At 65.8% G+C, this 25950-nt stretch carries 34 protein-coding genes; 20 read left to right on the forward strand and 14 right to left on the reverse strand.

From position 1 onward, the window contains the following. Positions 1-121: 121 nt before the first annotated feature. The 7 genes from E4O92_RS00535 to E4O92_RS00565 all read left to right on the forward strand — a co-directional run bounded on the left by E4O92_RS00535 (position 122) and on the right by E4O92_RS00565 (position 4269). Positions 122-565, forward strand: a complete 444-nt coding sequence (locus tag E4O92_RS00535; RefSeq protein ID WP_135187792.1) for a MarR family winged helix-turn-helix transcriptional regulator — start codon at positions 122-124, stop codon at positions 563-565. A 134-nt stretch (positions 566-699) separates the two neighbouring features. Next, complete coding sequence (hyi, locus tag E4O92_RS00540) at positions 700-1503, forward strand: hydroxypyruvate isomerase (RefSeq protein WP_135187793.1); 804 nt, start codon at positions 700-702, stop codon at positions 1501-1503. Positions 1504-1559: 56 nt separating this feature from the next. Then, entirely contained in the window at positions 1560-1925 is a 366-nt protein-coding gene (locus E4O92_RS00545) for a VOC family protein (protein WP_135187794.1), read from the forward strand. Positions 1926-2011: 86 nt separating this feature from the next. Beyond that, entirely contained in the window at positions 2012-2866 is an 855-nt protein-coding gene (locus tag E4O92_RS00550) for a hypothetical protein (RefSeq protein WP_135187795.1), read from the forward strand. A 12-nt stretch (positions 2867-2878) separates the two neighbouring features. Beyond that, positions 2879-3385 carry a hypothetical protein gene (locus tag E4O92_RS00555; protein WP_135187796.1) on the forward strand — a complete coding sequence of 169 codons (507 nt, stop codon included), beginning with the start codon at positions 2879-2881 and terminating at the stop codon, positions 3383-3385. Between the two features lie 86 nt (positions 3386-3471). Continuing rightward, positions 3472-3891 (forward strand): VOC family protein, encoded by a 420-nt coding sequence (locus E4O92_RS00560; RefSeq protein ID WP_135187797.1) that lies wholly within the window; start codon positions 3472-3474, stop codon positions 3889-3891. A 15-nt stretch (positions 3892-3906) separates the two neighbouring features. Next, positions 3907-4269, forward strand: a complete 363-nt coding sequence (locus E4O92_RS00565) for a TraR/DksA family transcriptional regulator (protein WP_167759658.1) — start codon at positions 3907-3909, stop codon at positions 4267-4269. 87 nt (positions 4270-4356) lie between these two features. Here the strand turns inward: E4O92_RS00565 and phbB are convergent, their stop codons facing one another. The 4 genes from phbB to E4O92_RS00585 form a co-directional block, all read right to left on the reverse strand. Beyond that, on the reverse strand, positions 4357-5103 hold the full coding sequence (phbB, locus tag E4O92_RS00570) for an acetoacetyl-CoA reductase (protein WP_135187798.1): 747 nt from the start codon (positions 5101-5103) through the stop codon (positions 4357-4359). Between the two features lie 289 nt (positions 5104-5392). After that, positions 5393-5932, reverse strand: coding sequence for a hypothetical protein (locus E4O92_RS00575; RefSeq protein ID WP_135187799.1), 540 nt, complete (start codon positions 5930-5932; stop codon positions 5393-5395). A gap of 82 nt (positions 5933-6014) precedes the next feature. Then, positions 6015-6881 (reverse strand): M90 family metallopeptidase, encoded by an 867-nt coding sequence (locus E4O92_RS00580; protein ID WP_135187800.1) that lies wholly within the window; start codon positions 6879-6881, stop codon positions 6015-6017. Between the two features lie 193 nt (positions 6882-7074). After that, the gene (locus E4O92_RS00585; RefSeq protein WP_135187801.1) at positions 7075-7689 is read right to left on the reverse strand and encodes a winged helix-turn-helix domain-containing protein; all 615 of its coding nucleotides are present in this window, start codon (positions 7687-7689) and stop codon (positions 7075-7077) included. 268 nt (positions 7690-7957) lie between these two features. On the opposite strand from E4O92_RS00585, the gene E4O92_RS00590 reads away from it, so the two are divergent. The 4 genes from E4O92_RS00590 to E4O92_RS00605 all read left to right on the forward strand — a co-directional run bounded on the left by E4O92_RS00590 (position 7958) and on the right by E4O92_RS00605 (position 12414). Next, complete coding sequence (locus E4O92_RS00590; RefSeq protein WP_167759659.1) at positions 7958-9328, forward strand: MipA/OmpV family protein; 1371 nt, start codon at positions 7958-7960, stop codon at positions 9326-9328. A 134-nt stretch (positions 9329-9462) separates the two neighbouring features. Then, positions 9463-10113, forward strand: coding sequence for an OmpA family protein (locus E4O92_RS00595; RefSeq protein WP_135187803.1), 651 nt, complete (start codon positions 9463-9465; stop codon positions 10111-10113). Between the two features lie 270 nt (positions 10114-10383). Further along, complete coding sequence (locus E4O92_RS00600) at positions 10384-11427, forward strand: OmpA family protein (RefSeq protein ID WP_135187804.1); 1044 nt, start codon at positions 10384-10386, stop codon at positions 11425-11427. A gap of 84 nt (positions 11428-11511) precedes the next feature. Further along, positions 11512-12414 carry a YihY/virulence factor BrkB family protein gene (locus E4O92_RS00605; RefSeq protein WP_135187805.1) on the forward strand — a complete coding sequence of 301 codons (903 nt, stop codon included), beginning with the start codon at positions 11512-11514 and terminating at the stop codon, positions 12412-12414. 108 nt (positions 12415-12522) lie between these two features. Here the strand turns inward: E4O92_RS00605 and E4O92_RS00610 are convergent, their stop codons facing one another. Both E4O92_RS00610 and E4O92_RS00615 read right to left on the reverse strand, forming a co-directional pair. Beyond that, on the reverse strand, positions 12523-13761 hold the full coding sequence (locus E4O92_RS00610; protein WP_135187806.1) for an AI-2E family transporter: 1239 nt from the start codon (positions 13759-13761) through the stop codon (positions 12523-12525). A gap of 84 nt (positions 13762-13845) precedes the next feature. Next, positions 13846-14160, reverse strand: coding sequence for a BON domain-containing protein (locus E4O92_RS00615; RefSeq protein ID WP_135187807.1), 315 nt, complete (start codon positions 14158-14160; stop codon positions 13846-13848). 304 nt (positions 14161-14464) lie between these two features. On the opposite strand from E4O92_RS00615, the gene E4O92_RS00620 reads away from it, so the two are divergent. The 3 genes from E4O92_RS00620 (at position 14465) to E4O92_RS00630 (ending at position 15684) form a co-directional block, all read left to right on the forward strand. Then, positions 14465-14938: an outer membrane lipoprotein gene (locus tag E4O92_RS00620; protein WP_135187808.1), complete on the forward strand. Its 474-nt coding sequence runs from the start codon at positions 14465-14467 to the stop codon at positions 14936-14938. Positions 14939-14966: 28 nt separating this feature from the next. Next, on the forward strand, positions 14967-15119 hold the full coding sequence (locus E4O92_RS00625; protein ID WP_135187809.1) for a DUF3309 family protein: 153 nt from the start codon (positions 14967-14969) through the stop codon (positions 15117-15119). Positions 15120-15183: 64 nt separating this feature from the next. Then, entirely contained in the window at positions 15184-15684 is a 501-nt protein-coding gene (locus tag E4O92_RS00630) for a hypothetical protein (RefSeq protein WP_135187810.1), read from the forward strand. 13 nt (positions 15685-15697) lie between these two features. Here E4O92_RS00630 and E4O92_RS00635 read toward each other — a convergent pair whose 3' ends face one another. The 7 genes from E4O92_RS00635 to E4O92_RS00665 form a co-directional block, all read right to left on the reverse strand. Then, the gene (locus E4O92_RS00635; RefSeq protein WP_135187811.1) at positions 15698-16849 is read right to left on the reverse strand and encodes a patatin-like phospholipase family protein; all 1152 of its coding nucleotides are present in this window, start codon (positions 16847-16849) and stop codon (positions 15698-15700) included. Positions 16850-17179: 330 nt separating this feature from the next. Next, positions 17180-17557, reverse strand: coding sequence for a hypothetical protein (locus E4O92_RS00640; protein ID WP_135187812.1), 378 nt, complete (start codon positions 17555-17557; stop codon positions 17180-17182). An 11-nt stretch (positions 17558-17568) separates the two neighbouring features. Next, on the reverse strand, positions 17569-17955 hold the full coding sequence (locus E4O92_RS00645) for a phage holin family protein (protein ID WP_135187813.1): 387 nt from the start codon (positions 17953-17955) through the stop codon (positions 17569-17571). A gap of 17 nt (positions 17956-17972) precedes the next feature. After that, positions 17973-18311 (reverse strand): ElaB/YgaM/YqjD family protein, encoded by a 339-nt coding sequence (locus tag E4O92_RS00650; RefSeq protein WP_135187814.1) that lies wholly within the window; start codon positions 18309-18311, stop codon positions 17973-17975. A gap of 36 nt (positions 18312-18347) precedes the next feature. After that, on the reverse strand, positions 18348-18887 hold the full coding sequence (locus E4O92_RS00655; protein WP_135187815.1) for a ferritin-like domain-containing protein: 540 nt from the start codon (positions 18885-18887) through the stop codon (positions 18348-18350). Between the two features lie 33 nt (positions 18888-18920). Continuing rightward, positions 18921-19844 carry an OmpA family protein gene (locus tag E4O92_RS00660; RefSeq protein ID WP_135187816.1) on the reverse strand — a complete coding sequence of 308 codons (924 nt, stop codon included), beginning with the start codon at positions 19842-19844 and terminating at the stop codon, positions 18921-18923. A 55-nt stretch (positions 19845-19899) separates the two neighbouring features. Beyond that, the gene (locus E4O92_RS00665) at positions 19900-20289 is read right to left on the reverse strand and encodes a DUF4398 domain-containing protein (RefSeq protein WP_135187817.1); all 390 of its coding nucleotides are present in this window, start codon (positions 20287-20289) and stop codon (positions 19900-19902) included. A gap of 189 nt (positions 20290-20478) precedes the next feature. On the opposite strand from E4O92_RS00665, the gene E4O92_RS00670 reads away from it, so the two are divergent. Together E4O92_RS00670 and E4O92_RS00675 are read left to right on the forward strand one after the other, a co-directional pair. After that, on the forward strand, positions 20479-22524 hold the full coding sequence (locus tag E4O92_RS00670; protein ID WP_135187818.1) for an AsmA family protein: 2046 nt from the start codon (positions 20479-20481) through the stop codon (positions 22522-22524). A gap of 137 nt (positions 22525-22661) precedes the next feature. Continuing rightward, positions 22662-22883: a YMGG-like glycine zipper-containing protein gene (locus E4O92_RS00675; protein ID WP_135187819.1), complete on the forward strand. Its 222-nt coding sequence runs from the start codon at positions 22662-22664 to the stop codon at positions 22881-22883. 583 nt (positions 22884-23466) lie between these two features. On the opposite strand, the gene E4O92_RS00680 is transcribed toward E4O92_RS00675, so the two are convergent. Then, entirely contained in the window at positions 23467-24198 is a 732-nt protein-coding gene (locus E4O92_RS00680; RefSeq protein WP_135187820.1) for a Crp/Fnr family transcriptional regulator, read from the reverse strand. A 201-nt stretch (positions 24199-24399) separates the two neighbouring features. Between E4O92_RS00680 and E4O92_RS00685 the strand changes: the two genes are divergently transcribed. The 4 genes from E4O92_RS00685 to E4O92_RS25535 form a co-directional block, all read left to right on the forward strand. Then, positions 24400-25113, forward strand: coding sequence for a glycine zipper 2TM domain-containing protein (locus tag E4O92_RS00685; protein ID WP_229482856.1), 714 nt, complete (start codon positions 24400-24402; stop codon positions 25111-25113). A 128-nt stretch (positions 25114-25241) separates the two neighbouring features. Beyond that, positions 25242-25469: a hypothetical protein gene (locus tag E4O92_RS00690; RefSeq protein ID WP_135187821.1), complete on the forward strand. Its 228-nt coding sequence runs from the start codon at positions 25242-25244 to the stop codon at positions 25467-25469. Positions 25470-25561: 92 nt separating this feature from the next. Next, entirely contained in the window at positions 25562-25708 is a 147-nt protein-coding gene (locus tag E4O92_RS00695) for a lmo0937 family membrane protein (RefSeq protein ID WP_135187822.1), read from the forward strand. A 96-nt stretch (positions 25709-25804) separates the two neighbouring features. Further along, positions 25805-25950 (forward strand): YMGG-like glycine zipper-containing protein (locus E4O92_RS25535; protein WP_502572579.1); only part of this gene is annotated, 146 nt, incomplete at its 3' end.

Genomic DNA, 25950 nt, shown 5'->3' on the forward strand with positions numbered 1-25950 from the left:
ACCGCGTGCGCACAGGTGCGCACCCTACGCCTCCATTCAGCCTCACTTGTAAAAAACGCTTGCGCGCCCCACAAGATGGCAATATAGTTGAGTCCTCAAGTATCTAACAATGAGTAATCAAATGAATACAAGCGATTCCACTGACTTCTGCCTGCGGCTTGCCCGCGCAGCCACGACCCTCAGCCGCCGCTTCGATTCGGGGCTGGGCAACCATTTCGGCATCAGCTTCGCCGACTACCAACTGCTCAGGCAACTGGTGCGCGCTCCCGGGGGCAAGCTGCGCCGCGTCGACCTGGCCGAACGCCTGGGCCTGACCGCGTCCGGCGTCACGCGTTCCCTGCTGCCGCTGGAGAAGATCGGCCTGGTCGGCCGCCAGAGCGATCCGCGCGACGCGCGGGTCGGCTATGCGCTGATCACGCCGGCCGGCAGCGAACTGGTGACCAATGCCGACGCCCTCGTCGACCAGATCAGCAACGAGTTCACCACCGGCACCGATGCCGCGCAGCTCGGCGCGCTATCCGGCCTGCTGGGGAGAATCGCGGGCATCAGCGCATCGCAGGTTTGACGAGAAATCCCCTGGCCGGGCATCGCCCCGGCCGGGGACGCGGCCAATTGCCGGACGCCATGGCTGGCACCGGATCCACGTGTGCGCGCCGGATCGATTACGATTACGGGTTGCCAACCACACGAGGATCGCGCATGCCGAAATTTGCTGCCAACCTGAGCACGATGTTCACCGAGCTCAGCTTCCTCGACCGCTTTGCGGCAGCGCGTTCGGCCAACTTCGATGCGGTCGAATTCCTGTTCCCGTATGCGTTCGGGGCGCGGCAGATCGCGCAGCGCCTGGCCCGCTACAATTTGCGGCTGGTGCTGCACAATCTGCCGGCCGGCGACTGGACCGCGGGCGAGCGCGGCATCGCTTGTGACCCGCGCCGGATCGGGGAATTCCAGGACAGCGTCGAACTGGCGATCGAATATGCGCTCGAACTGGGCGTGGGGCAGTTGCACTGCCTGGCCGGCAAGTTGCCGCCCAAGGTGCCGCGCGAACGGGCGCACGCAACCTTTGTCGAGAACCTCAAGTTCGCCGCAAACAAGTTCCGCGAGCACGGGCTGAACCTGCTGATCGAGCCGATCAACAACCGCGACATCCCCGGCTATTTCCTGACCCATACGCGGCAGGCGGCCGCGATCATCAAGGAGTGCGGGCAGGACAACATCTTCCTGCAATACGACATCTACCACATGCAACGCATGGAGGGCGCGCTGTCCGAAACGATCCGCGCGCACCTGCCACTGATCCGCCACATCCAGCTGGCCGACGTGCCCGGCCGCCACGAACCGGGCACCGGCGAAATCAATTTTCCGTTCCTGTTCCGCTTTTTGGATGAGATCGGCTATCAGGGCTGGGTCGGCTGCGAGTACACGCCGCGCGCCGGCACCCTGGAAAGCCTGCACTGGCGGACCGCGCTGGGCGTGCCGCCGGCGATCGAGGCGGATGCCTAGACAAGGGCGGCGTCCGCTGTCATGATTGCCATTCACACAACAGCGGAAGGACGACCATGATCCAAGGATTGCGTACCGTGATCTACCCGGTGCCGGCATTGGCGGAAGCAACCGCCTGGTACCGCAGCGTGCTCGAACGGGCACCGTATTTCGACCAGCCGTTCTATGTCGGCTTCGAGGTCGGCGGCTTCGAACTGGGGCTGGTGCCCGATGGCACGCCCGGCACTGCCGGCGCCACCGCCTACTGGGGCACTGCGGACGCGCGCGCCGAAGTCGAACGGCTGACCAAGCTCGGCGCCACGGTCGAAATGCCGGTCACCGATGTCGGCGACGGGATCCTCGCAGCCACCGTGCGCGACCCGTACGGCAACCTGTTCGGCGTGATCGAAAATCCCCACTTCGACCTGGCCAAGGTCGCATAAATTGACGTACTGCAAGATGCTTCAAAGCTAGATTTGCATAATGGGACTTTCCGGCCCGCCCTCTTTGCGCGGCCTGAAAGGACCCCATGAAAGCTTGCCGATCTGCCGCCGCCTTCGCCCTCTTGTGCGTCAGCCTGCTGCTGGGCGGCTGCGCTACCAACGGTCCGGTCAGCCTGGAGGCGGTGCGCGAATTCGCCGACGCTTCCGCCAAGCTGGGCGGGTACGCCGAACTGTCGCACCGCTACCGCGACACCTACGAACGGGAACAGCCCTACCTGACGCCGTCGGCCGACCGCATCGCGCGCGAGAACGATGCCAAGCGGCGCGCGGTGTACGACGATTTCGTCACCCTGCAAAAGACCGTGGTGCTCTACATGCAGACGCTCAGCCTGCTGGCCGGCGATGGCCGCTACGACCTGACGCCGCGGCTGGATGACCTGGGCATGGGCCTGCAGGCGAATGCCGAATCGGGCCTGCAGCAGCGCCACATCGCGGCCTATATGGGCCTGACGCGCCTGCTCACGCGGGTGATCGCCTCCGGCTACCAGAACCGCAGCGTCGAGACCATGGTGCGCGACGGCGACGCCGACATCCAGGCCTTGCTCGAGGCGATGATCTCGATCACCCGGCTGTACATGAAGACCAATGACAACGAGAAGAAGACCGTGCTCGGCATTTTCGACGTCGAGCTGCCGTTCTCGGTCAAGAACAGCGACCGCATGCTGGTCACCCTGGCCAAGGTCCATTACCTGTCCAAGTCAAACGAGTACAAGATGATCGACCAGCGCTACGAACTGGCGCTGCAGGGCCTGACCAAGGTTGCGCTCGGGCACCAGAAGCTGCGCGAGAACCTGCACAACCTGTCGCGCGAAGAGGTGCGCAGCATGATTCAGCGCTATGGCAGCGACCTGCGCAAGATCCGCGACAACCTGGGCAATTAACGAGGAGGCGCCATGAGCGACAACCCCAATCCCGCAGCCACCGGTGAGGCCGGCGGCCTGGCCAGCGTCAATCAGGTGGTCGAACTGGCCGACCAGTTGTCGGCCTGCGCCGACGAAATCCACGACCGGGTGATGCGCGAGATCCGCGCCTACCAGGGCGGCCCGGTGCCCGAGGCCAAGCAGAACGACGCGCGCGCCCTGCTCGACGACGAACTGGTGCTGCGCCAGCGCGCCAACGGCCTGTACGCCGACGCCGCCACCTACATCGTGCGCTCGCTGGGCAAGTCGCAGCAGCATGTGATTGCCCTGACCATGGATGCCGGGCAGAAAATCAAGCACATCAACGACATCGGCAACGCGATCAGCCTGGTGGCGCGCCTGCTCGGCATCGCCGCGGCCGCCGCCACCGGCCAGGCCGCGCCGATCATGCTTTCGCTGGAAGCGCTCAAGCACCAGCTCGACTGGATGGCGGCCACCAGCGCCCCGCCCAAGCCGGCCGAACCGGCCGAACCGGCGTAATCGGCCGCGAGACGTGCGCCCATATTCAGCGCCCACGTATCGCGCTACACTGGACTCCATAACAATCGATCAAGGGAGTCCTTGCGATGAACGTCCATCCCTACGTCTTTTTCGGCGGCAGGTGCGCCGAGGCTTTCCGCTACTACCAGGAACACCTTGGCGCGACCGACGTGGTGCTGTTGCCCTATCGCGGCTCGCCGGCCGAATCGATGGCGCCGCCGGAATGGCACGACAAGATCATGCACGGCTCGCTTAAGCTGGGCAACACGACGCTGATGGGTTCGGACGGCAGCCATGGCGAGCCGTTCACCGGCATGCAGGCCTGCGCGCTGGCGCTGGGCGTCGAGAGCGCCGAGCAACTCGAAGGCGCGTTCGCCGCGCTGGCCCAGGGCGGCACGGTCAGGATGCCGCCTGCGCCCACCTTTTTTGCCCAGCGGTTCGCCATGGTCACCGATCAGTTCGGCGTGGCGTGGATGTTGATCTGCGAAGCGGCGCGCCCGCAGTGACAAGGAGGGGTGCCGATGAACGGACTGGATCCGGGGCAAGTCGCGCTGCTCCGATCGCTGCTGGAACAACGCTTGGCCGCACTCGCGGGCACCCAGGAGCCGCAGGCGGTCGGCGGCGCGCGTGACCTGCCGGTGCCCGAGGTGGAAACCTCGCCGGCGGACAAGGCGACCGTGCGCCTGCTCAACGATCTGGCGCTCGAGGCCGCCGGCCACCAGGCGGCCCAGATGCAGGTGCTGCGCCACGCGCTGGCCAAGTTCGACGACGGCAGCTATGGCCTGTGCGAGGAATGCGGCAACGAAATCGGCTTTTCGCGGCTGCAGGCACGCCCGGAGGCGCGCCTGTGCATCATCTGCCAGACCCGGGCCGAACGGCGTTAGTGTCCTGAGAACTGTAGCGAAATCAAGCTGAGGCAAGGAACACAGCACGGCAGGGCCGAGGCCCTGCGCGCATGTGTGACGCCGACACTAGCACATGTGCTGGCCGCCGTTGATCGCGATGTTGGCGCCCGTTACATAGCCGGCCTCCTCGGAGGCCAGGTAGGCGACCAGCCCGGCCACCTCGTCCGGCTGGCCCAGGCGGCCCATCGGGATCTGGGGCAGGATGCGGGTCTGCATGACCTCCTGCGGCACCGCCGCCACCATCTTGGTGTTCAGGTAACCGGGCGACACCGTGTTGACGGTGATCCCGTGCCTGGCCAGCTCGAGCGCCAGGGCCTTGGTGAAGCCGTGCATGCCGGCCTTGGCCGCGGCGTAGTTGGCCTGGCCGAAGGCGCCGGCCTGGCCGTTCACAGACGAAATGTTGACGATACGGCCCCAGCGCTGCTCCAGCATCGGCTCGATCGCCTGCTTGGTGACGTTGAACACGCTGTCCAGGTCGGCGCGCAGCACATCCTGCCAGTCCTCGCGGGTCATCTTGCGCAAGCTGCGGTCGCGCGTGATGCCGGCATTGTTGACCAAGAGGTCGAGCCGGCCCAGCTCGCTCAAGAGCTTTTGCATCATCCATTCGCAATCGGCGTAATCGCCCACGTCGACGCGGTAGGCATGAAACCGGAAACCTTCGTCGCGCTGCGCCGCCAGCCAGGCGTCGGGCGTCTGATTCATTGGCGAATACGTCGTCGCGACCTGATACCCTTCGGCATGCAGCCGCCGGCACAGGGCCGTTCCCAGTCCCCCCATTCCGCCCGTGACCAACGCTACCTTATTGTTTTGCATGGCCCCTCCCCTGTGAATTCGGCCGCGCGACATGCGCAGCCCGAAACGCCAAGTCTAGGTCGCGTGGTTTGTTTGACTATTGATTTACTTCAAACGTTGCGCGGGGTGATTTGCTAGCAGATAAGATAGGGATGGACCGAGCGGCGTCACCACGGCACATCGTTTGGCACCGCGTGCGCACGGGTGCGCACCCTACGGCGTGCTTCGACAGATCGTAGGGTGCGCACCTGTGCGCACGCGGAATGCGGCACAGCGGCTGCGCCGATATGCGCCCGCGCACCCAAACCGATCACGAAATGAGGTGCACCGGCACGGTCGGATCGAAGTCGGTCCAGTCGCCCCCGACGATGTTACCGGTCGTGCGTGCGATACGCTCCGCGCCCAGCGACTTGAGCACCTCGACCGCGCGGCCCTCGCGGGCCGGGTCGTCCAACGCGACCGCCAGTACCATGCCGGCCGCGCACGGCTCGTCCTCGCCTTGCTGACCCGCCTCGTGCATCTTGGAAAAGCTGAACAGCGAGCCCAGGTGCGCGCCGACCAGGCCGCCGACCAGTGGCCCCAGCGGGCCGGTCACCGGCGCCGTCACCGCGCCCACGGCCACCCCGATCGCCGCGCCGCCGGTGACGCCCTCGACCACGCCGACCGGGGCATCCTCGGCACCCGGCGACTCGATGTAATCGCCGCCGATTGGCGTCATGTCGTGCTGCCCCGGCTGGCTCAGGAAGAAGCCGCTGATCCGGTCCGGGTCGAAACCATGCTCGGCCAGTGCCTGGCGCGCCTGCTCGACCTCGTCCTGCAACTGGAAGTGCCCTGCAATGATGGTGGACATGTGTTTCCTCCCTCGCAAACGAAAGTCGCTCCAAGCATGGACCGATTGCAGGCGCGGTTCCGTGCGCGCACGCACGCAGCGCCTATTGCCACTGTCCGTAGACCACGCCGTACGTCTGGGGTTCCGGCGCCGGGGCCGGGAACCAGTCGCGCGGGTCGACCCGGTAATACTTCAGGAACTCCTCGTACAAGGCCGGATGGCGCGCCGCCAGGCGCCAGGGCTGCTCGAAGAAGCTTTCGGTGGCGACCGCGAAGAATTCGGCCGGGCTGTGCGCGCCGTAATGGTCGAGAGCGCCATGCTCGCCGTACCAGGCTTGCTCGCGCAGGTCCTCGTAGGCGGATGCCAGCACCTGCGACCAGCTGCGGTAGCGTGCAGGGCTGCGCAGGTCGGGCGCGCCATTGTTGCTGCCCGATTCGCTGTCGAGCTGGTGCGCGAACTCGTGCAGCACCACGTTGTGCGCCCCGGCCGGTTCATTGCCGGCGCGCCGCACGTGCTCCCACGACAGCACCACCCGCCCGTCGCCCCAGGATTCGCCCAGCAAGTCCTGGCGGTGTTCGGTGACCACGCCGGCCGCGTCGACCTCGCGCCGCGGCACCAGGAACGCGCCCGGGTACACCAGGATCGTGCGCAGCTCCGGGTAGACCCGGTCCGGGCGGCCGAGCAGCAGCAGGCAGGCCTGGGCCGCGATGGTCACCCGCATCTCGTCAGTGAGCGAGAGGCCGGCGCAGCCGACGAAGGTTTTCTGGTGCAGGAACTGCTGCACCAGCCGTTCGAGCCGGCGACGAGAATCCGGCTCCATGTTGCGGTATTGGACGACGTTGCGTTCAAGAATGGCGCGCCAACCCGGATCGAGCGGACGTGCCAGCACCCGCCGCAGGCGCCAGCCGGGCACCAGCCACGCCAGCGCCAGGGCGGCCGCCAGCGCGAACCATACCAACCAGGCCAACATCAGCCCTCCCCCCGGCTGCACCGCGCGGCCCGCAGGCCGCCCGCGGCACACGCCGCCGATACCCCACTCGCTACCATCCGCCTCTCCTTGTTTTGCCGCCGGAAAGAATTCCCGGACGATCGGTAGGTGGGGATAGTTGAGTGTTTTTCAACCCGCCGGCGGCGGGGATGGCAGGCGCGGTTCGCGGGCTACACTAAGCGCGCTCCTTGGGGGCCTGGGACGGCGCCGGGCCGAACAGCGCGGCCACCAGCGGGTCGCGCGTGACCGGGCTGCGGTTGACCCGGATCGCGTAATGGGTGTCGTCGGCCAGGATGTGGAAATGGCGGCCGCTGCCGGCCATGCTCTGTTCGCGCAGGCCCGGACGTTCCTTGCGCGGGCTCGCGCCTTCGCGCTTGGGCTGGCAGATCGCGGCCAGGAAGGCCTTGACCCGCTCCTGGTCCGGGCAGATCTGGTACACGGCCTTGCCCAGGTAGGTGGCGGTGCCCTCGATGTAGCGCGCCAGCTCGATCACGCCCGCCTCGCGCAGGTCGCGGATATACTTGCGCGCGCCGGACGGGGAAAACTTGAGGAACCACGCGATCTCGTCGGCCAGCATTTCATGGCTTTGCAGCTCGTTGATCAGCTTTTGCATGTTCTCGATCCGGCGCTGGGTGGCGGACGTGGAACGCACGCGCTCGATCGGCGCCAGCGAAATCGGCGCGCGCTCGGTCGGCTGCGGAGGCACACGTTCGATCAGCGCCGAGTTGCCCGAATTGTGCACAGCGCCGTGATCGCCTTGCACCGCGTTGTTCTGAGTCGTTGCATGCATGTTGGTGTACTCCATGTTTTTAGAGAGAGACTGTGGGGTCCGGGTCGCCGTGTTTCGTTTGACACCCTGACAACACCTCGGGTTCCGCATAACTGGCGTCAACTTTGCCTTCGTTAGCCCGTCAGGTCTGTGCGCCATCCAACATACAAAGAAGTTCCGAAAAGAATTTTTTACAAGTCCGCTTACGGGCTCAGCTGATGCCGAACGGACATGCATGCGACGCGAATTTTTGCCTCGGGCTAAAATTGCGCTTTTGCCAGCCCCAACGATGTCCCTGCGCCTTGCCCTGCTCCCCCTCCTGTTAGCCCCCGTGGCCGCCTGTGCCGGCCCGGCCGCCACCGACATGCTGGTCGACTTCCTCGCCATTCCCGCCAGTGCCGGGCTGGGCGCGATCCAGCGCATCGACCGCGCGCCGTACCGGGGCGCGAAGGTGGGCCAGGACCTGGTGCCGCTGTACATGTACGAAGGGCGCCATGTCTACCTGCACGCGACCCGGGTCGGCTACAAGTTCAGCGACATTCCGGAGCACGGCCTCGAAGTGTTCCTCGACTATCGCTACGAGGGTTACCCGACCGCGCACCGGCCGAAGGTGCTGGGAGGAATGGCGTCCCGTGACGCCGGCACCCAGGCCGGCGCGGCCTACCGCGGGCGCACCCAGTTCGGCAATTTCGACGCCGAGATCCTGCATGACGCCAACAACCTGAGCCACGGCACCGAATGGCGCCTGAGCTACAGTTTCGACCTGCACGAAGGCCGCTGGCATTTCCGCCCCATCTGGACCGTCGCGCGCCGCAGCGCCAACCTGAACAACTTTTACTACGGCGTGCGGCCGACGGAAGCGGCCCCCGCCCGCCCGGCCTACATGCCCGGCAGCGGCACCGACTGGACTAGCGCCCTGTACGGCTATTACGAAGTGTCGCGGCGCTGGCGATTGCTGGGCGGCGTCGGCGTGACCTACATGTCCGACCGGGTGCGCGCCAGCCCGCTGGTGGACGACCGTCCGCAGGTCGGCGCGCTGGTGGGCGCCGCCTACGACTTCGGCAGCCACAAGCCGTATTCCGAGCCGGGCCAGCCGCTGGCGGTCAGGCTGTACGCCGGCCGCGCGACCGAATGCAACTTCCTGCCCGCGCTCGCGCTGCAATGCGGCTCGACCCGCACCGGCGACGATACCCGGATCGCCGGCGTGGACTTCGGCCGCGCATTGGTGGAACGGGTCAACGGCTGGCCACTGGACTTCTACGCCTACGCCGGGGTGCTGATGCACGATGAGCGCGGCCTGCAAGCCGATGGGCTTCAGCTGAACGCCCAGATCAAGGCCTATTACTACGGCCTGCCGTGGGACCGCTACGTGCGCACCCGGATCGGCTTCGGCGCCGGCTTCTCGCTGGCCCAGCGCGTGCCGCTGGCAGAAGTGCGCGACCAGGCCCGGCGCGACCGCGACACCAGCCGCCTGCTCAATTACCTGGACCCGACGCTGGACGTCAACCTGGGCGACCTGGTCGGCAGAAAAGGACTGAAGGACACGGTGCTTGGCATTGGCATTTCGCACCGTTCGGGCATCTTCGGCTCGTCCCAGCTTCTCGGCAACATCAACGGCGGCTCGAATTACCTGTACGGTTTCATCGAAACGAAGCTTTAACACCACGGTATCGGCGCGTGCACCGCGCGCCGTCCGGTCTGTACGTTGTGTAAAGCGCACAGACATTATGGAACTCACCCGCGCGGCGATCTATCCAACGATCCCCACAACTTTTGAATTTGTCGGAGATTGCCGTGAACACTACAAACAAGATGGCACTGGCCGTCGTGCTGCTGTGCTCGACGCAAGCGTTCAACCCGCTGATGGCGCAGGTTGCTCATCCGGTGGTAACCAGACAGCAGGCTCAGACCTATCAATCGTCGGCCGGGCAGCAGGCCAATCAACAGTCAACCGGGCAGCGTGTCTATGAAGCGCCTTCACCGCAGGCCTATCAACCGGCGGCCGGTCAAACGAGCCAGCCAGGCACCGAGCAGCAATATATCGGCAAGACCACGGTGTCCGTCACCCAGCTGTTCCCATTCGGCAGCGCCAGGCTGAGCACGCCGCAGCCCAAGCTCGACCAGATCGCAAGCATGATGCACAGCAATCCGTCGATCACCGAGCTTGACATCATCGGCTATACCGACAAGATCGGGTCCGATAAATACAATATGGAGCTGTCGTTGCGCCGCGCCGAAGCGGTGCGCGACTACCTGGTCAGCAAGGGCGTCGAGCCGAGTCGCCTGATGCCGATCGGCAGGGGCGAACAGCAACTGGCGGTCGAGTGCCACGACAAGCACCACGCGAATCTGATCGCGTGCTCGGCGCCGAACCGCCGGGTCGAGCTCGAACCAATCACCTCCGGAATCCAACACGGGCAGGCCCCCGTCAGCTGGAGAGGCTGACAGTCCCTGCGAGGCATGGCCCGGCGCCAAACCGCCGGGCCGCAGTGGCGCGGTAGGTCCCATTCGTCGGTTCCGACACATTCACACCACAGTTGCGACGCAGCGCGCCGGCCGGCCACTCTGGTCTTGCGTTGCGAAAAAGTCACGTACCCACGTGACATAGTGCGCTAACGCACTGACCCTGCGGAATGCTCCCACTTATCCTTCAACCAACATCCCCGCTGCTGGTGCATGAGATGTTGAACAACATTAAACAGAAGGGAGCACGCATTGAATAACATCAACAAGATCGCCTTGGCGGCCGCCATCGTCTGCTGTGCCGGCACCGCCTCGGCCCAGGAAATCAACCCATCGTGGTATGTGCAGCCAACCGTGGTCGGCATCAAGCCCGACAACCGCTTTGGGGTCGACAAGAAGGACTGGGGTGGCGGACTGAAGTTCGGCAAACCGGTCACCCCCATGTGGGACATCCAGATCGGCGGCACCCATGCCCGCGCCGAAGATGGCCCCGCCAGCTACCACCAGACCCTGCTGGGCGTTGACGCGCTCTTGATGCTGTCGCGTCAGAACGTGCGCCCCTACCTGCTGTTCGGCCTGGGCGCCGAGCGCGACAAGGTGTCCAACCCGCTGCGCAACGTGTCCGCCACGTCCCCTTACGCCACTCTGGGCGCGGGCCTGCAGGTGGGGATCAACGACCGCTGGTCGATGCAGGCCGACCTGCGCACCGTGCGCGGTTTCCTCAGCGACAGTGACCGTTTTGGCTTTAGCCGCAGCAACAACAAATACCTCATGGTCGGGCTGAACTACGCGTTCAACCCGCCGCCCGCACCGCCGCCGCCGCCCGCACCGGTGGAGCAGCCGGCCCCGCAACCGGAACCGGTCGCGCCGCCTCCTCCGCCACCACCACCTCCGCCGCCACCGCCGCCGGCCCGTTTCGAAAAGGTGACGCTGTCGGCGACCGAGCTGTTCGCGTTCGACAGCGCCAAGCTGACCCTGCCGCAGCCGCGGCTGGACGACATCGCCAATGCGCTGCAGGCCGACACGTCGATCTCCAATATTGACATTACCGGCTACACCGATCGCATCGGCGCGAAAAAATACAACCTGAAGCTGTCGCAGCGGCGCGCCGAGGCGGTCCGCGAGTACCTGATCAGCAAGGGCGTCGACGGCAACCGCCTGAAGGCAATCGGCAAGGGCGAAGCCAATCCGGTGGTCCAGTGCCACCAGAAAAAACGTTCCGAGCTGATCGCCTGCCTGGCGCCGAACCGGCGTGTTGAAGTCGAGCAGATCACGATCGAAAAACGCGTTCAATAAGCACAAGACGGCGACCCTGCTGTAAAAAGGGGGCGAGATCCGCAAGGAGCTCCGCCCCTTTTCTTTTTTATCGGAGGGCAGCAAATGCATGCAACAGGGCGAATCCCGACGCCGAAGCAGTTCTACGAGGTACTCAAGGCCGCGCTCGAGGATTGGATCGAGCACCGCGCCGCCAGCAAGGGCGCGGCGCTGGCCTACTACACGCTGTTCTCGCTGGCGCCGATCCTGGTGCTGGTGATCGCGATCGCCGGCATCTTCTACGGCGCGGATGCGGCCGAAGGCAAGCTGCTCGACGAACTGCGTGGCCTGATGGGCGATCAAGGCGCGCAGGCGATCCAGCTGGTGTTGGCCGGCGCGCGCGACAAGGAAGGCGGCAAGTCCGCCACCGTCGTCGCCAGCGTCCTGCTCATATTCGGCGCCACCCGCGTGTTCGCGGAACTGAAGGAGAGCCTCGACGATATCTGGGATCTGCCACCCAACAAGGGAGCGGCGTGGCTGGACACGGTGCGCACCCGCCTGATGTCGTTCGGCCTGGTCCTCGTGCTCAGTTTCCTGCTGATCGTGTCGCTGGTCGTCAGCACCGCGCTCAATGTGCTCCAGGAATTTTTCACCGGCCTGTGGCAAGAGACGGCGGTCCTGCTGAGCTGGCTGGCCTCGGGCATCAGCTTTTTGGTGATCGCGACCCTGTTCGGCGTCATCTACAAGCTGCTGCCGCGGGCCAGGCTCTCCTGGCGCGACGTAAGCATCGGCGCGCTCGGCACCGCCGCCCTGTTCACGCTCGGCAAATTCGCTATCGGGCTGTATCTCGGCAAGAGCAGCGTGGCCAGCAGCTATGGCGCAGCCGGCTCGCTGATCGCGTTGCTGCTGTGGGTGTACTACTCGGCGCAGATCTTTTTCCTGGGCGCGGAGTTCACGCACCAGTATGCGCTCAGGCTGGGCAGTTTGCGGGACAAGGGCTCGGATGCGGCCGGGAGCAACACGGCGTAGGGTGCGCGGGGCCGCCGAGGACCAGTGCGCACGGTACGTGTGCAGGCACGAGCCAACGGCAATCAAACGTACAGCGTGCGCACGGGTGCGCACCCTACGGAATTGCCGCTACTCGCCCAGCATCTCGGCCACCACTTCCATCCCTTCCACGCGTTCGGCGACCACCTTGACCACCATCACCACCGGCACCCCGAGCAGCAGCCCCCAGGTGCCCCACAGGAAGCCCCAAAACAGCAGGCTGACGAACACCGCTGCCGGGTTCATCTTCGCGATCTTGCCGGTCATCCAGGTGGCCACCACCATGCCGATCAGGGTCGCGATACCCATCGATGCCGCCACCACCAAGATCACCATGCGCAGCGACTCGAACTGCAGGAACGCGGCCAGCGCGGTGGCGCAGGTGATCAGGAGCGGCCCGATGTACGGCATGATATGCACCAGCCCGGCGAACACCGCCCAGGCTCCGGCGTTCTGCAGGCCGATCGCGCGCAGCGCCGCGTACATCAGGAACCCGAGCAAGATATTGGTCACCAGCAGCATGAACATGTAGCTCTGGATCGAGGTGTTGATGTCTTCCAAGATGTGCACCGTGACCTTCTTGCGCGTGAGCGAAGGGCCGGTCAGCTTGACCAGCTTGCGCTTGAAGGTGTCGCCCGCCAGCAGCAAGAAGAACACCAGGAACACCACCATCGTCGCCTGCGCCAGGAAGGTCGCCAGCGACAACGAACCGGCCAGCAGCCAGTCCAGCACGCGAAAGCTGGACGCGCCGGCCGGCGGCGGCGTGCTGGGGCGCTTTTGCAGCGCGCGCTTGGCGTCGGCGCCGGCGTTGGCGGCGGCCTGCTCGATCTCGGCCGCCGCGCGCTGCATCTGCTGGATGGTCGACGGCTGGCCGTCGCTGGCGCCGGTGATCAACTTTGTGACCTTGTGCGTGAGCGCAGGCAACTCGTCGATGATGTTGAGGAACTGGCCTTGCACGCGCTGCAGGGTGAACGCCATGGCGCACACGAGCGCGGCGGTGACCAGGGTCGCGCCGAGCGCGCGCTTGATGCGGATACGCTCGAGCCACTGCACGACCGGGCTTAAGGTGTAGGCGATGAAAATCCCGAGCAGCAGCGGGACCAGGAATTTCTGAGCCCATTGCAGGGCGAATACGAAGGCGACGGTGGCGATAATGCCCAGCGCCAGGCCGCGCGCGTTGACGTGGATCGGCAGGCGCGTACCCTGCAGCAGGTCGTCCCCATCGGGCGCAATGTCCGTGGCCGGCCCGGCCGCGGCGGGCGGCGGCAGCGCCGGGGCGGGGCTCTCCGGCGCCTCGGGCGGCGCCGCGCTGGATTTGGCAAGCTGCATGCAAATGCTTAAAGAATAGACCCGCCGGGGCGCGCCGGTCAAGCTAACTGGCTGCGCCGCGCCGAGTGCGCCGCCGGCCCTGGCTTACTTGACCCGGATGTCGTTCTTGACCGATGCGACTCCCTTCACGCCGCGCGCGACCTCGGCGGCGCGCTGGGCGTCGGCCGGCTGGGCCACGAAGCCGGACAGTTGCACGTCGCCCTTGAAGGTCTCGACGTTGATTTCGGTGGACTTCAAGGTAGGTTCGTTGAAGATCGCCGCCTTGACCTTGGCGGTGATCATGCTGTCGTCGATGTACTCGCCGGTGCTTTCGCGGCTCGGCGTCGACGAACAGCCGACCACGGTCAGGGCCAGCGAAGCAGTGAAGGCGGCGGTGATGAGGCGTTGCGCGATGCTCATGATGACTCCTAGTTGGTTGGAAAAAAAAAGAGAAGCTCGCCACGGCAACGCGGCGCCGGCCCGGACCAGGGCCGCGTCGACGAACGGCTGCAACTACGGCGTGATAGTTAGTCCTTCCCGTTCGTCAACCTTCCGTCCAACGTTTTACGCCGCCCGCGCCTGCGCTTCCGTTCGCTGGCGAACACAGCAGATAAAACTGTCGAGCCGGCCATCTTGCGGGCACAACGGTAACGGTGCGGCAACGCACAGACCCTTGCCACGGTGCTGTTTATTCTGGCCCTACACCTTTTGTCAGGAGAACAAGATGAAACGGATACCTACCCTTGCCGCCGCCGCGATCACGGCCGGCGCCATATTGAGCGGCTGCGCCAGCAGCTCGTCCGATCCGTATAACAGCGGCTACCGCGGCACCTACGCCAGCAGCTACGACCATCCTCCTTCCTCCGGCTACGGCACAATCGAGTCGATCCAGGTGGTGCAGGCGGAAAACCGCACCAGCGGCGCAGGCGCGATCGTGGGCGGCGTGGTGGGCGCGCTGGCCGGCAACCAGATCGGCGGCGGCGTCGGACGCACGGCGGCCACCGTGGCCGGCGGCGTGGCCGGCGCGGCGATCGGCAACAATGTCGAAGCGAACCGCAACGCCAACGGCCAGCAGGTGTACCAGATCAACGTGCGCCTGGACAACGGCGAATACCGTTCGATCACCCAGGACAGCGTCTATGACCTGCGCGTGGGCAACCGCGTGCGCATCGTGGACGGCCGCGTCTATCGTTATTGAATTTCCGGATCAGCTTTAAGGAGCCGCGATGGGAACTATACTGCTCGTTATCCTCATACTCGCCCTGATCGGCGTGCTCCCGACCTGGAACCACAGCCGCAACTGGGGCTATGGTCCGTCCGGGATCACCGGCATCCTGGTTGTGGTGCTGATCGTCTTGCTGCTGACTGGGCGGCTATAGGCAGGCACGGGCCGGCGCAGGACGCGCCGCCCGCTGGATTGTTTCTTACCGCTGGAGGTGTAACATGCGACAATCACTTCTTACCTTGCACGCGGCCGGTATGGCCTGCGCGCTGTGCCTTACCGCCGCGCCCGCACTGGCGCACCAAAGCAGCAGTGCCGACAGCGCGGTGCCGCCCGCCGTCGCGAAGCAGCAGAAGGCCGAGATCCGCAAGGGCGCTCCGGCGCGCTGGTTCCAGGGCGACCATACCCATGCTCAACGCGAGGCTATCCTGAAGAAGGAAATCGCGGCCGCCTATTCACAGCAAAAGAACGAGTGCCACCGGCACCCGTCGGCGCAACGCACAAGCTGCCTGAAGGAAGCGCGCAACCAGTACCAGCATGACATGTCGTCGGTTCCCACGCTGCTGGCACAGGGTCCCACGCCCGCGATCGTGGAGCGCACCAATGTGGACCTGACCGCACCGGGCGCCGCCCAGTACGGTGGCAGCCAGTCGGGCGCGACCCAGGCGCAGCCGGGCACCCAGCCCGCGACGCAGCAGCAAGAGCAGCCGCGCAACTGGTAAGCGCCAGGCCCGTCTAGTCCGCCTGGCGGGCGGCGGCGTCGTGCCCCGGCAACTCGTGCACGACGACCGCCGCTCCCGCCGCCACCTTGCGCAGCCAGCCGGCGTGGCGCACCGCGCGCAGCGCGTCGGTGTAGCCCTGGTCCCAGCGCCATTCAATCGACCCCTTGGAAAAATTGATGTCCTTCGAGGCCATGTGCCAGTCGCGCCCGGCGTAGCGCAGGCGCACGATGTGCAGCGTCGTGTCGCAGCCCAGCGCGGCCATCTCGCGCACCTCGTCCTCGGTACGCAATTCCACGGGCAGGCGCCCGAACATCTCGCGCAGCTTGCGTTGCAGCCGGTGCGCCTTGATGTATTCGGTAATGTGGCGCTGGGTGCGCGAGGCGTACAGCACGTCCTTCTGGCGCGTGCGCACCTCGTCCAGCGTCACCGGCTCGGCCCCGGCCGCGCTCCACAGGTCCACCATGAAACACAAGGTGTCGGCCAGCGGCAACTCGGCCAGCACCGATTCGAGCGGCGTGTTCGAATACAGGCCGCCGTCCCAGTACAGCTGGCCATCGACGCGCACCGGCGCAAATCCTGGCGGCAAGCTGCACGAGGCACGCACGTGCTCGGGGCCGATGCGTGCGCGGTCGCTGTCGAAATGCACCAGCTGGCCGCTGGTGACGTTGACCGCGTTGACCGTCAGCCGGGTCGGCGACCCCGAGTTGAGAAATTGAAAATCGACCAGCCCGGACAAGGTCGCATCGAGCGGCGCGGTATCGTAGAACGAGGCGTCTTCCGGCGGCACCTGCATCCCCAGCGGGAAGCATGAAAAATACCGCGGCGAAAAAAAGCCGGGCACGCCGCGCACCACGGTGTCGATGGTGTTCAGGTGGATCTGGGCGCGCCGCTGGGTGTCGGTGATCCGGGCCATGTCCAGGTTGTCCGGATGGGCGACCAAGTCCCAGAATCCCTTCAGGCGCTGCAAGCGGGTGTCGAACCGGTTACCGGCAATCAAGGTCGCATTGATGGCGCCGATCGAGGTGCCAACGATCCAGTCCGGGCCCAGCCCGTGCTCGTGCAGCGCCTGGTACACCCCGGCCTGGTAGGCGCCCAGCGCGCCGCCGCCTTGCAACACCAGCACGATACGCAGGCATTCCGGATTGAGCGGGTTGCGTGAGAACATGCTTCGTTGCCGTCAGGTCTCGCACGCGGGGCCATAAAAAAGCTGGGTCACTGTTAAGTGTGGAACCGGGCTGGCAGGCGCGCACTAGCTAACGTCGTTCCCGGGCTCGGCGCCCCCTTGGCGGGAACGACGATATTTGGGTCAACTAATTGCGCGCCTCCCACACTTAACGGTGACATAGCCAAAAAAAAGACGGCGTCCAATCCGCGATTGCGACGCCGCTCAAGCCCCACCATATCCTGCCATTGTTGATACCCGCTGCCGCGTCAGGCCTGCGCCCATCGCCATACATGATTCAGTAAATAAGTCAGTAACAAGTCGGCCGCAGCGTCAGTACACCAGCTCCTGCGCGCGCCTGTGCTGCACGTACCAGCCGGCCACACCCAGCAGCACGGCCGCGGCCAGCGCCTGCTTGCCCAGCCGGCGGCGCCGGATGAAGTTCAGTGCGGTCAGCGCATACGGCGCCAGCGCCGCCACGCTCGTCCCGGTCGGTTTGAGCAGCGCGTCGGCCCGCGCCCGCAACGCCCAGGTCGCGTGGTCGATCACCGAATGCAGCATCACCTCCGGCCGCGAGTCGCGCTTGATCTGTGACTTGCAATGCACCACGCCGGCGCGGTAGAACTCGCCCTCGCGCAGCAGCTCGGCCTTGCGCGCCGCCGGGTCCACGCTGTGCCGGTGACCCGCCAGTCCCGCCTGTTGTTGTTCCATGCTTCCTCCCCTTAGCCCAGCATTTCGCGGTCGTTCCTCAGTTCCTGCATCGTGGCCGGGAACGCCAGCTTGCCCTGCCTGAGCATTGCCATTCCCTTCGCCACCAGCGCCACGGTGATGATGAGAAACACGACGAACATGATCAGCAAGATCTTCCAGCCCATCGCATCCCACGCCAGCGCCACGATCGTCAGCGTGCCGTACACCAGCGCGAACCAGATCGCCAGCACGGCCATGGCGAAGATTGCCACCAGCTCGATCACGTGGTTACGCACCTCCGACAGCTCGAGCGCCGCGAGTTCCACCCGCGACACCAGCAGTCCGAACAGGTTCTTCACCAGGCCGGACAGACCGCCCAGCAGGCCCGGGCCGTGGACGACGGTTTCGGTGTTATTCATTGCGTTCCCCGGCCTGGTTACTTGCGTCCCAGAACCACGCCGAGCAGCAACGCCGCACCCGCCACCACGGCCACCGTGCGCCATGGGTTGTCCTTCACATAGACATCGGCCGTGTGCGCCAGTTCCTTGCCCTTGGCCAGAGCTTGATCTTGATATTGGCCGGCCTTGCCCATCGCCCGGTCCAGCAGCTCCATGCCGCGCTTGCGCAGCTCGTCTGCCTTTTCCCCGGTCAACGCGGCGGCGGCCGTCAGCAGCGCGTGGGCATCCCTGACCAGGGCCTTGGCGTCGTGCGTGGCGTCCTTGATGCTGCCGTTCAGGGCGGTGCTGCCGTTCAGGCCGGTGCTCGTGTCTAGCATGTCGTACTCCTGTTTGTTGTTGGTGGGTAAAAATCTTTACATCGCCAGCAGGTCGCGCATGTCCTCCGCGTGCTCTTCCTCAACCGCCATGATCTCGGTCAGCATGTCGGTCGTGGTCGGGTCCTTGTCGCCGATCGCGGCGATCATCTGGCGGTACGACTCGATCGCCACGCGCTCGGCGATCAGGTCGGCGCGCACCATCGCCTGCGCATCCTCGGAGTCGTCGTACTCGGCGTGGCTGCGCGCGCTCAGCGTGGCCGGGTTGAAGTTGGGCGAGCCGTTCAGCTGCATGATGCGTTCGGCGATGCGGTCCGCATGCTCCTGCTCCTGCTGCGCATGCTCGAGGAACTCGGCGCGCATCTGCGCGCTGTTGGGGCCGCTCACCGTGTAGTAGTGGCGCTTGTAGCGCAGTACGCACAACAGCTCGGTCGCCAGCGCGTCGTTGAGCATCGCGACCACGGCTTCGCGGTCGGCCTGGTAGCCCTCGGTGACGGCGCCGTCATCGAGGTTGGCCGCGGCGCGGCGGATCGCCGCCACGTCAAAGCCATGTGCCAGGTTGGACTTGTTTGCTTCCATGATGATTCCTTATGTCATGAGGGGTAAAGCGATTCAGCGCATCGCCGCTCGCGGCGGGATCGGTGCGCCTTGGTTCGACAGCACGATCTCGACCCGGCGGTTGAGCTGGCGGTTGGCCGCGGTGTCGTTCGGCGCCACCGGATAGGCCTTGCCGTAGGCCCGCATGGAGATCCGCTCCCGGGCCACACCCAAATCCGCCAGCGCAGCCGCCACGGCGGCCGCACGCCGCTCGGACAATTCCTGGTTGTGGGCCGCGGTCCCGGTGCTGTCCGTGAATCCTTCGACCAGCACCGTACGGTCCGGGTTCTGCGCCATTGCCATGGCAAGCTTGCGCAGGGTCGACATTCCTGCGGGTGTCAGGGTCGCCTTGTCGGTGGCAAACAGCACGTCGCCGATCGTGACCACGTAACCGCGCTCGGTCTTGGTCGCGTGCAATTCGACCAGCAGCACCTCCAGCTGCGCGGCGCGCTCGGCCATCAGGCGGTTCTGCTCCTGCGCCATGGCGGCCTGGGCCTGGGCGTCCTGCGCCTGCTGGCGGGCTGCCGCGGCCTGGTCCTGCGCCGCCGCCGCGTCCGCCCTTGCGCGCTCGGCCTCGAGGGTACGCGCCTGCAGCCGCACCTGGTCACGCTGGTGCGCCGCGTTGGCCATGTCCGCCTCGGCCGCCTTGGCGCGCGCCACTTCCTGCGCGGTCGCGATTCTTTGCTTGGCGATGTAGGCCAGGCGGTCGATCGTGTCCAGGCTCTCGCGCCGGGCGGCGGCCTGGTTGGCCGCGTCCAGCGCATCGGTGGCCTGCTTGAACTCGAGCGGCGCGTATTGCGCCACTTGCGGCTGGTTGTTGGCGGCCACGTAGTCGGCGCGCGCCTGGTCCAGCGCCGGGGTGGTGGTGGGGGTGGTGGCGCAGCCGGCCAACAATACGGCACCGGCGAAGACGACCGAATTAATGAAACCCGTTTTCATGTTCATGTCCTTTTCTTCTTGGGCGCCGGGCGGCGCGGGTTAATGCGAAAGGTCACTACTGGGAATTGGCGCGCTCCACTTCATCGCGCAGCACGCGCAGGTCCTTGTTGAGCTGGTCCGACATCGCGCTCGCCTTGGCCGAATTGGCCTTGCTCTGGGCCAGCTGGGCATCGGCCTGCGCCTCCAGCGCCAGCTGGCGCGCGCGCTTGTAGTCCTTGGCCGCCAGCGCCTGGTTGGCCATCAGCATCTTCTGGCGCGCTGCCGTGATCTCGTCGGGCGCCAGCTCGGGTGCGCCGGCCTGCACCGCGTTCTGCACCGCGTTGTGCGACACCGCGACCTCGGCGGTGGCTGGCGTCTTTTGCGGGCTGGCGCAGGATGCGAGCAGCAGCACCATCGATCCGCACGCGAGCGCGGCGAGCCGCCTGGACAAGCGATTGTTGTGCATCTTTATCTCCTGGTAAATTCAGTGTTGGTAACGTTATAAGCCGATCGCCGGACGAGATCGGTTCGTTGGCGCACATTCCCGCCGCTTCGGCTTGGCATCGGCCGGGCCAAGGTGCGGCAACGCACGCAAGATTGTGCTGCCTTTACGCTAATCTGGCCACACGACACAATTCTCAGGCGAAGGATCGTCATGCCAAAAGAAACCCATACCGGCCGACCTCCCCAGTCGCGCCGCACCAAAATCTTGCTCGGCATTGCCGGCGTCATCGTTGCGATCCCGGTGGCCGCAGTCATTTTCCTGCTGACCTATAACTGGGACCACGCGCGTCCGTGGCTGGACGCCAAAGTGTCCGAGGCGATCGGTCGCCCCTTCACCATCGCCGGCCACCTGGCCGTCCAATGGGAACGCCCGTCCTCCTCCGGTGTGCGCCAGACCTGGCGCGATTACATTCCCTGGCCGCACCTGATCGCCAATGACGTACACGTCGGCAACCCCGTTGGGATGCCGGCGGGCGACATGGCCAGCGTGCGCCGGTTCTCGTTCTCGCTGAACCCATTTGCCCTGCTCAGCCGCACGATCGCGATCCCCGTGCTGCGCTTCGAATCGCCCAGCGTGCAGCTGTTGCGCCTCGATCCGGAGCACAACAACTGGACCTTTCCGCCGCAACATCAAACGTCGCGCTGGACGATCGACCTCGACCGCATCGTGCTCACCCAGGGCGTGATCCACGTGGTCGACGCGGTCACCCGCGCCGACCTCACGGCCGACGTCGATACGCTGGAGAACGATCCCACCTACGGCATCGGCTGGAAGCTGCGCGGCACTTACCACGGGGCGCGGGTGGATGGCAGCGGCAAGGCCGGCGCGGTGCTCTCGCTCAAGCGCCAGGACACGCCCTACCCGATCCTGGCCGACCTGCGTTCCGGCGCCAACCGCATCGCCGTCGAAGGCACGGTCACGCGCCCGGCCCAGCTCGCCGCGCTTGACCTGAAGCTCAAGCTGGCCGGACAGAGCATGGCGCGCCTGTACAATTTCACCGGCGTGCTGCTGCCGGAAACGCCCGCGTTCACCACCGAAGGCCACCTGATCGGTTCAATGGGCCCGGACGGCAGCCACTGGACCTACGACAATTTCAAGGGCAAGGTCGGCGCGTCCGACATCGGCGGCCGCCTGGAGTACCGCACCGGCAAGCCGCGCGGCAAGCTGTCGGGTAACGTGGTGTCGCACCAGCTGCGGTTCGCTGACCTGGGCCCGATGATCGGCGCCGACTCGAACGCCAGCAAGACCGCGCGCGGCGTGGCGGCAGTGCAGCCGGCGGGCAAGGTACTGCCGGTCGAACAATTCCATACCGAAAAATGGAAGAGCCTCGACGCCGACGTGCGCTTCGCGACCGAGCGCATCGTGCGCGAGAAGACGCTGCCGATCAACAAGCTGTCGACCCACCTGACGCTCAAGGACGGCGTGCTCACGCTCGACCCGCTCGACTTCGGCATGGCCGGCGGCACGCTCAGCTCGCACATCCGGTTAGATGGCAGCGGCAGCGGCGGCAAGGACGCGATCAAGGCCACCACCAAAATGGCGGCGCGCCGTATCCAGATCAGGCAATTGTTCCCGGCAGTCGAAAAGCTGCAGGCGTCGGTTGGCGAGCTCAATGGCGACGTCAGCCTGTCGGGCGTTGGCAACTCGGTCGCCACCCTGCTCGCCACCTCCAACGGCGAACTCAAGACCCTGATCGACCAGGGCACGGTCAGCAAGCTGTTGCTCGAGGAAATGGGGCTCAACCTGGGCAACATCATCGTCGCCAAGCTATTCGGCGACAAGCAGGTTCCGCTCAACTGCATGGCCACCGATTTCATCGTCACCAATGGCCTGATGCAAACCAAGGTCTTCGTGATCGACACCAGCGACGCCAGGATCACGGTGGACGGCACGATCAGCCTGGCAACCGAGCAGATGGACCTGACCATACATCCGGAAACCTCGCTGCGCCTGCTGTCGCTGCGCACGCCGCTGTACGTGCGCGGCAGCTTCGGCAAACCGGAGGTGTCGGTCAACAAGGGCGTGCTGGCGCTCAAGGCGGGCGGCGCGGCACTGCTGGCCGCCGCGGCAGCGCCGGCCGCGGCCCTGCTGCCGCTGATCCACACCGGTCCCGGCGAAAGCAGCAACTGCGGCCGCCTGCTGGCCGAAATGCGCCAAAAGCCGGTCGCGCCGCCGGGCAAGACGCGCACGCGCTGAGCGCGCCGGACGAGTGTGTGTTCGCGCACAGACCCTCGGTCAGGCAAGCTCTACCCTGAAACTGCCAAATCGGGGCGTCAAGCCAATGAACTGCGGCCCACGCCTGTCACACGCAACCCACCGTAAAGGAGATCATCATGAAAACAATCAAGCAAATGGTAGTGAGCGCGTCGCTGGCGACGGTGGCGCTGGGCCTGGCAGGCTGCGCAGGGATGAGCGAGCAGGACAAAAACACCGCCATCGGCGCCGGCGCTGGCGCCGCGGTGGGCAGTGTCCTGACCAACGGCAGTGCAGCAGGCACCATTGGCGGCGCGGCGGTTGGCGGTGTGATCGGCAACCAGACAGGCAAGACTCGCTAAAGGTGGCCGCCTCGCACGCCAACGACGCCCCGCTTGCCGGGGCGTTTTTTTGACCCCGCGCACCCCGCAACTGATCCGCGCCACGGCGCGTGGGACCGTAGGGTGTGTACCTGTGCGCACGCGGTTCGCGAACGTAGCGTAACCAGAGAGCAGCCGCGAGTCGGTATGCGGCGACCGCGTGCGCACAGGTCCTCGGCGGCCCCGCGCACCCTAACGGGCATTGCAAAGCGACGTGCCGCCCCGTAGGATGAATCACGCAAAACGCAGCGCAATTCACGGTTAGAGGCGCCAGCGGTGGCGCTTGGCCAACATTGCATCGCGTTTTGCGTTTCTTTATCGCATGTTTCGGCGAGGCATAGTCACGCCTTCGACATGCGGTTGATTCACGTTACGTGCCGCCCCGTAGGATGAATCACGCAAAACGCAGCGCAATTCACGGTTAGAGGCGCCAGCGGTGGCGCTTGGCCAACATTGCATCGCGTTTTGCGTTTCTTTATCGCATGTTTCGGCGAGGCATAGTCACGCCTTCGACATGCGGTTGATTCACGTTACGAAGTTACGCTCCATTCATCGGCAACCGGACTCACATGAACGCCGACGCCAGCGCCCCCGCCCCCGCCTCCTTGACGATCTCATAGCAGGTGCAGGCGGCCGCGGCCAGCCCTTGGGCATCGAGGATTTCGATATTGCCCCGGCTGTAATTGATCAGCCCTTGCTGTTGCAGCGCGCTCGCGGCCTTGGTCACGCCCACGCGGCGCACGCCCAGCGCATGCGCCAGGAACTCGTGGGTAAGGCGGAACCGGTCCGACTGCAGCCGGTCGCGCGTGACCAGCAGCGAACGGGCCAGCCGCGCCTCCAGCACGTGGTAGCGGCTGCACACCGCGATCTGGATCGCCTGCGCCAGCAGCGTGTCGGTATAGCGGTACAGCACCCGCTGCAGCGACGGGTTGCGCGCGAACTCGGCGCGGAACTTGTCGCTGTCCATCCGGCTCGCGCTGCCGGCACGCTGCACCACCGCGCGCACCTGGACCGCGTCGTGCCCGAGCGCCACGGCGGCGCCCATCATGCCCTCGCGCCCGACCAGGCCCACCTCGAGCGTCATGCGCCCTTCGGCCACGCCCATCATCGAGACCAGGCAGTCGTGGGGAAAGTAGATAAAGCGCACCGGATCGCCTGCCTCGCACAGCACCGCCCCCACCTCCACCGTCACCTGGTCGAGCAGCGGCAGCATGCGCGCCAGCTCGTTGGGCGGCAGCGCAGCTAACAGCAAATTGGCATTGTGCTCGGCAGCGTGAGCTGAAGAGGCAATGGTCATCGGAACCTCGCGCCTGGACGGCCTGGGGCCGGCCGTCTGGCAAATGTGTCAGATACATTTGCAAACAATTTTTGGCCAGCGTAAAGCGCCCCACAAGGGAAGTATGTACGGTGACGCACGGAACCGGGAGTTGTTCCTATGGACACTGGGAACCTGGAATGGCGGGCCTGTCCCGTCCTGAACAACAACAAGGAGCTCACCATGGACACTCGCACTAGTGCACCCATCCACGGCGTGCAACACCCCCTGATGATCCTGGCCGCAATTGCCGTCATCCTGTTCAGCCTGGTCGGCACGGCCGCCATCCTGGGCTGGCTGCCGTCCTCGATCGGCAGTAACGCCACCAATGGGCAGCTGACGCTGCCGGCCCGGCCGCCGGGGGCGCCGGGGGCGCCGGGGACGCCGTATGTGGCGCAGGATGAGGCGCCGGGGCCGGCCACCTACGAGCCGGTCCGGCCGGCCCCCTTGCAGTATCCGGCGCAGGCGATGGTCTCGCCCTACGTCGTGCAGCCGGCCGCCCCGGCCAGGGCCAGCGCACGTGCGGCCACGCGTCTTGCCGCCAATGAAGCGGCGCCAAGCGCCTGCGCCAATTGCGGCAACATTGAATCGATCCGCGCCATCACGACCCGCGCGCGTGGCAGCGGGGTGGGCGCCGGCGCCGGTGCGGTGATCGGCGGCCTGCTGGGCAACCAGATCGGCGGCGGTGCCGGACGCACGCTGGCGACGGCGGCCGGCGCGGTCGGCGGCGCCGTGGCCGGCAACCAGGTCGAGGGCAACATGAAAGCGTCCACCCACTACGAGATCCGGGTCCACCTCGACAACGGCACGCGCCGCACCTTCCACTGGCGCAATGCCCCGCCGTGGCGCAACGGCGACCGGGTGCGCATCGTCAATGGCTCGCTGCGCTCGGCCTGACCAAAGCCGGGGGTCGTTATTTTTCTGCGGCAATGTGCGCCAGCGTACGGAAGGCGGTAGCGGGACGCGCCAGAATCGATGCAAGCTCGGCAGTACGACACGACGAACTCACCCTGAAAGGGCAAGCCATGAACAGTCTTGCGTGGATCGGCGTCATCATCTGGGGCATTCTCATCACCGCTTTCGGCCTGGCCGCGGCCGGCACTCCTGCCGGCGCCAGTCCCGACGTGCAGGCGCAGGACGTGCTCTTCCTCGTCACCGGCGGCCTGGTCACCTGCCTGATCGGCGTTGCCGGGCTGTTCGGCCTGATGGGATGGATCCCCGGCTTGCGCAAGGAGCCAAACGGTGCGGCGTAATGTACGGCATCGTACGGATCGGTAACAACACAGCGTTCATACTGTCCTCCACGGCGCGCTGGTCGTCGCTAATGTCGAAAAGGAGCACTATCATGCTTTACACTATTGCTGTCATACTCATTATCCTGTGGCTACTGGGCCTGGTCACCTCCTACACCGTCGGCGGTTTTATCCACATCCTGCTGGTGGTGGCGATCATCATGATCCTGGTGCGCCTGATCAGTGGCCGCGGCATATAGCCCTTCGGCCTGCGGGTCGTAGCAACCGATCCGTTTCGCAGTCATGCCGGCAACATCGGCGTGACGCCGAAACGGATTTTTTTTAAGGAGAATCCTATGCATACCCACCGCACCAAATTCACCCTGGCCGCCGTCGCGTTCGCGCTTGCCGCGACCGGCTGTGCCGACATGAGCCAGACCCAGCGCGGCACTGCCGGCGGCGCGGCCGCCGGCGCCGGCCTGGGCGCGATCCTCGGTCTGTG

Source organism: Massilia horti (assembly GCF_004614195.1).
GTDB classification, from domain to species: domain Bacteria; phylum Pseudomonadota; class Gammaproteobacteria; order Burkholderiales; family Burkholderiaceae_D; genus Telluria; species Telluria horti.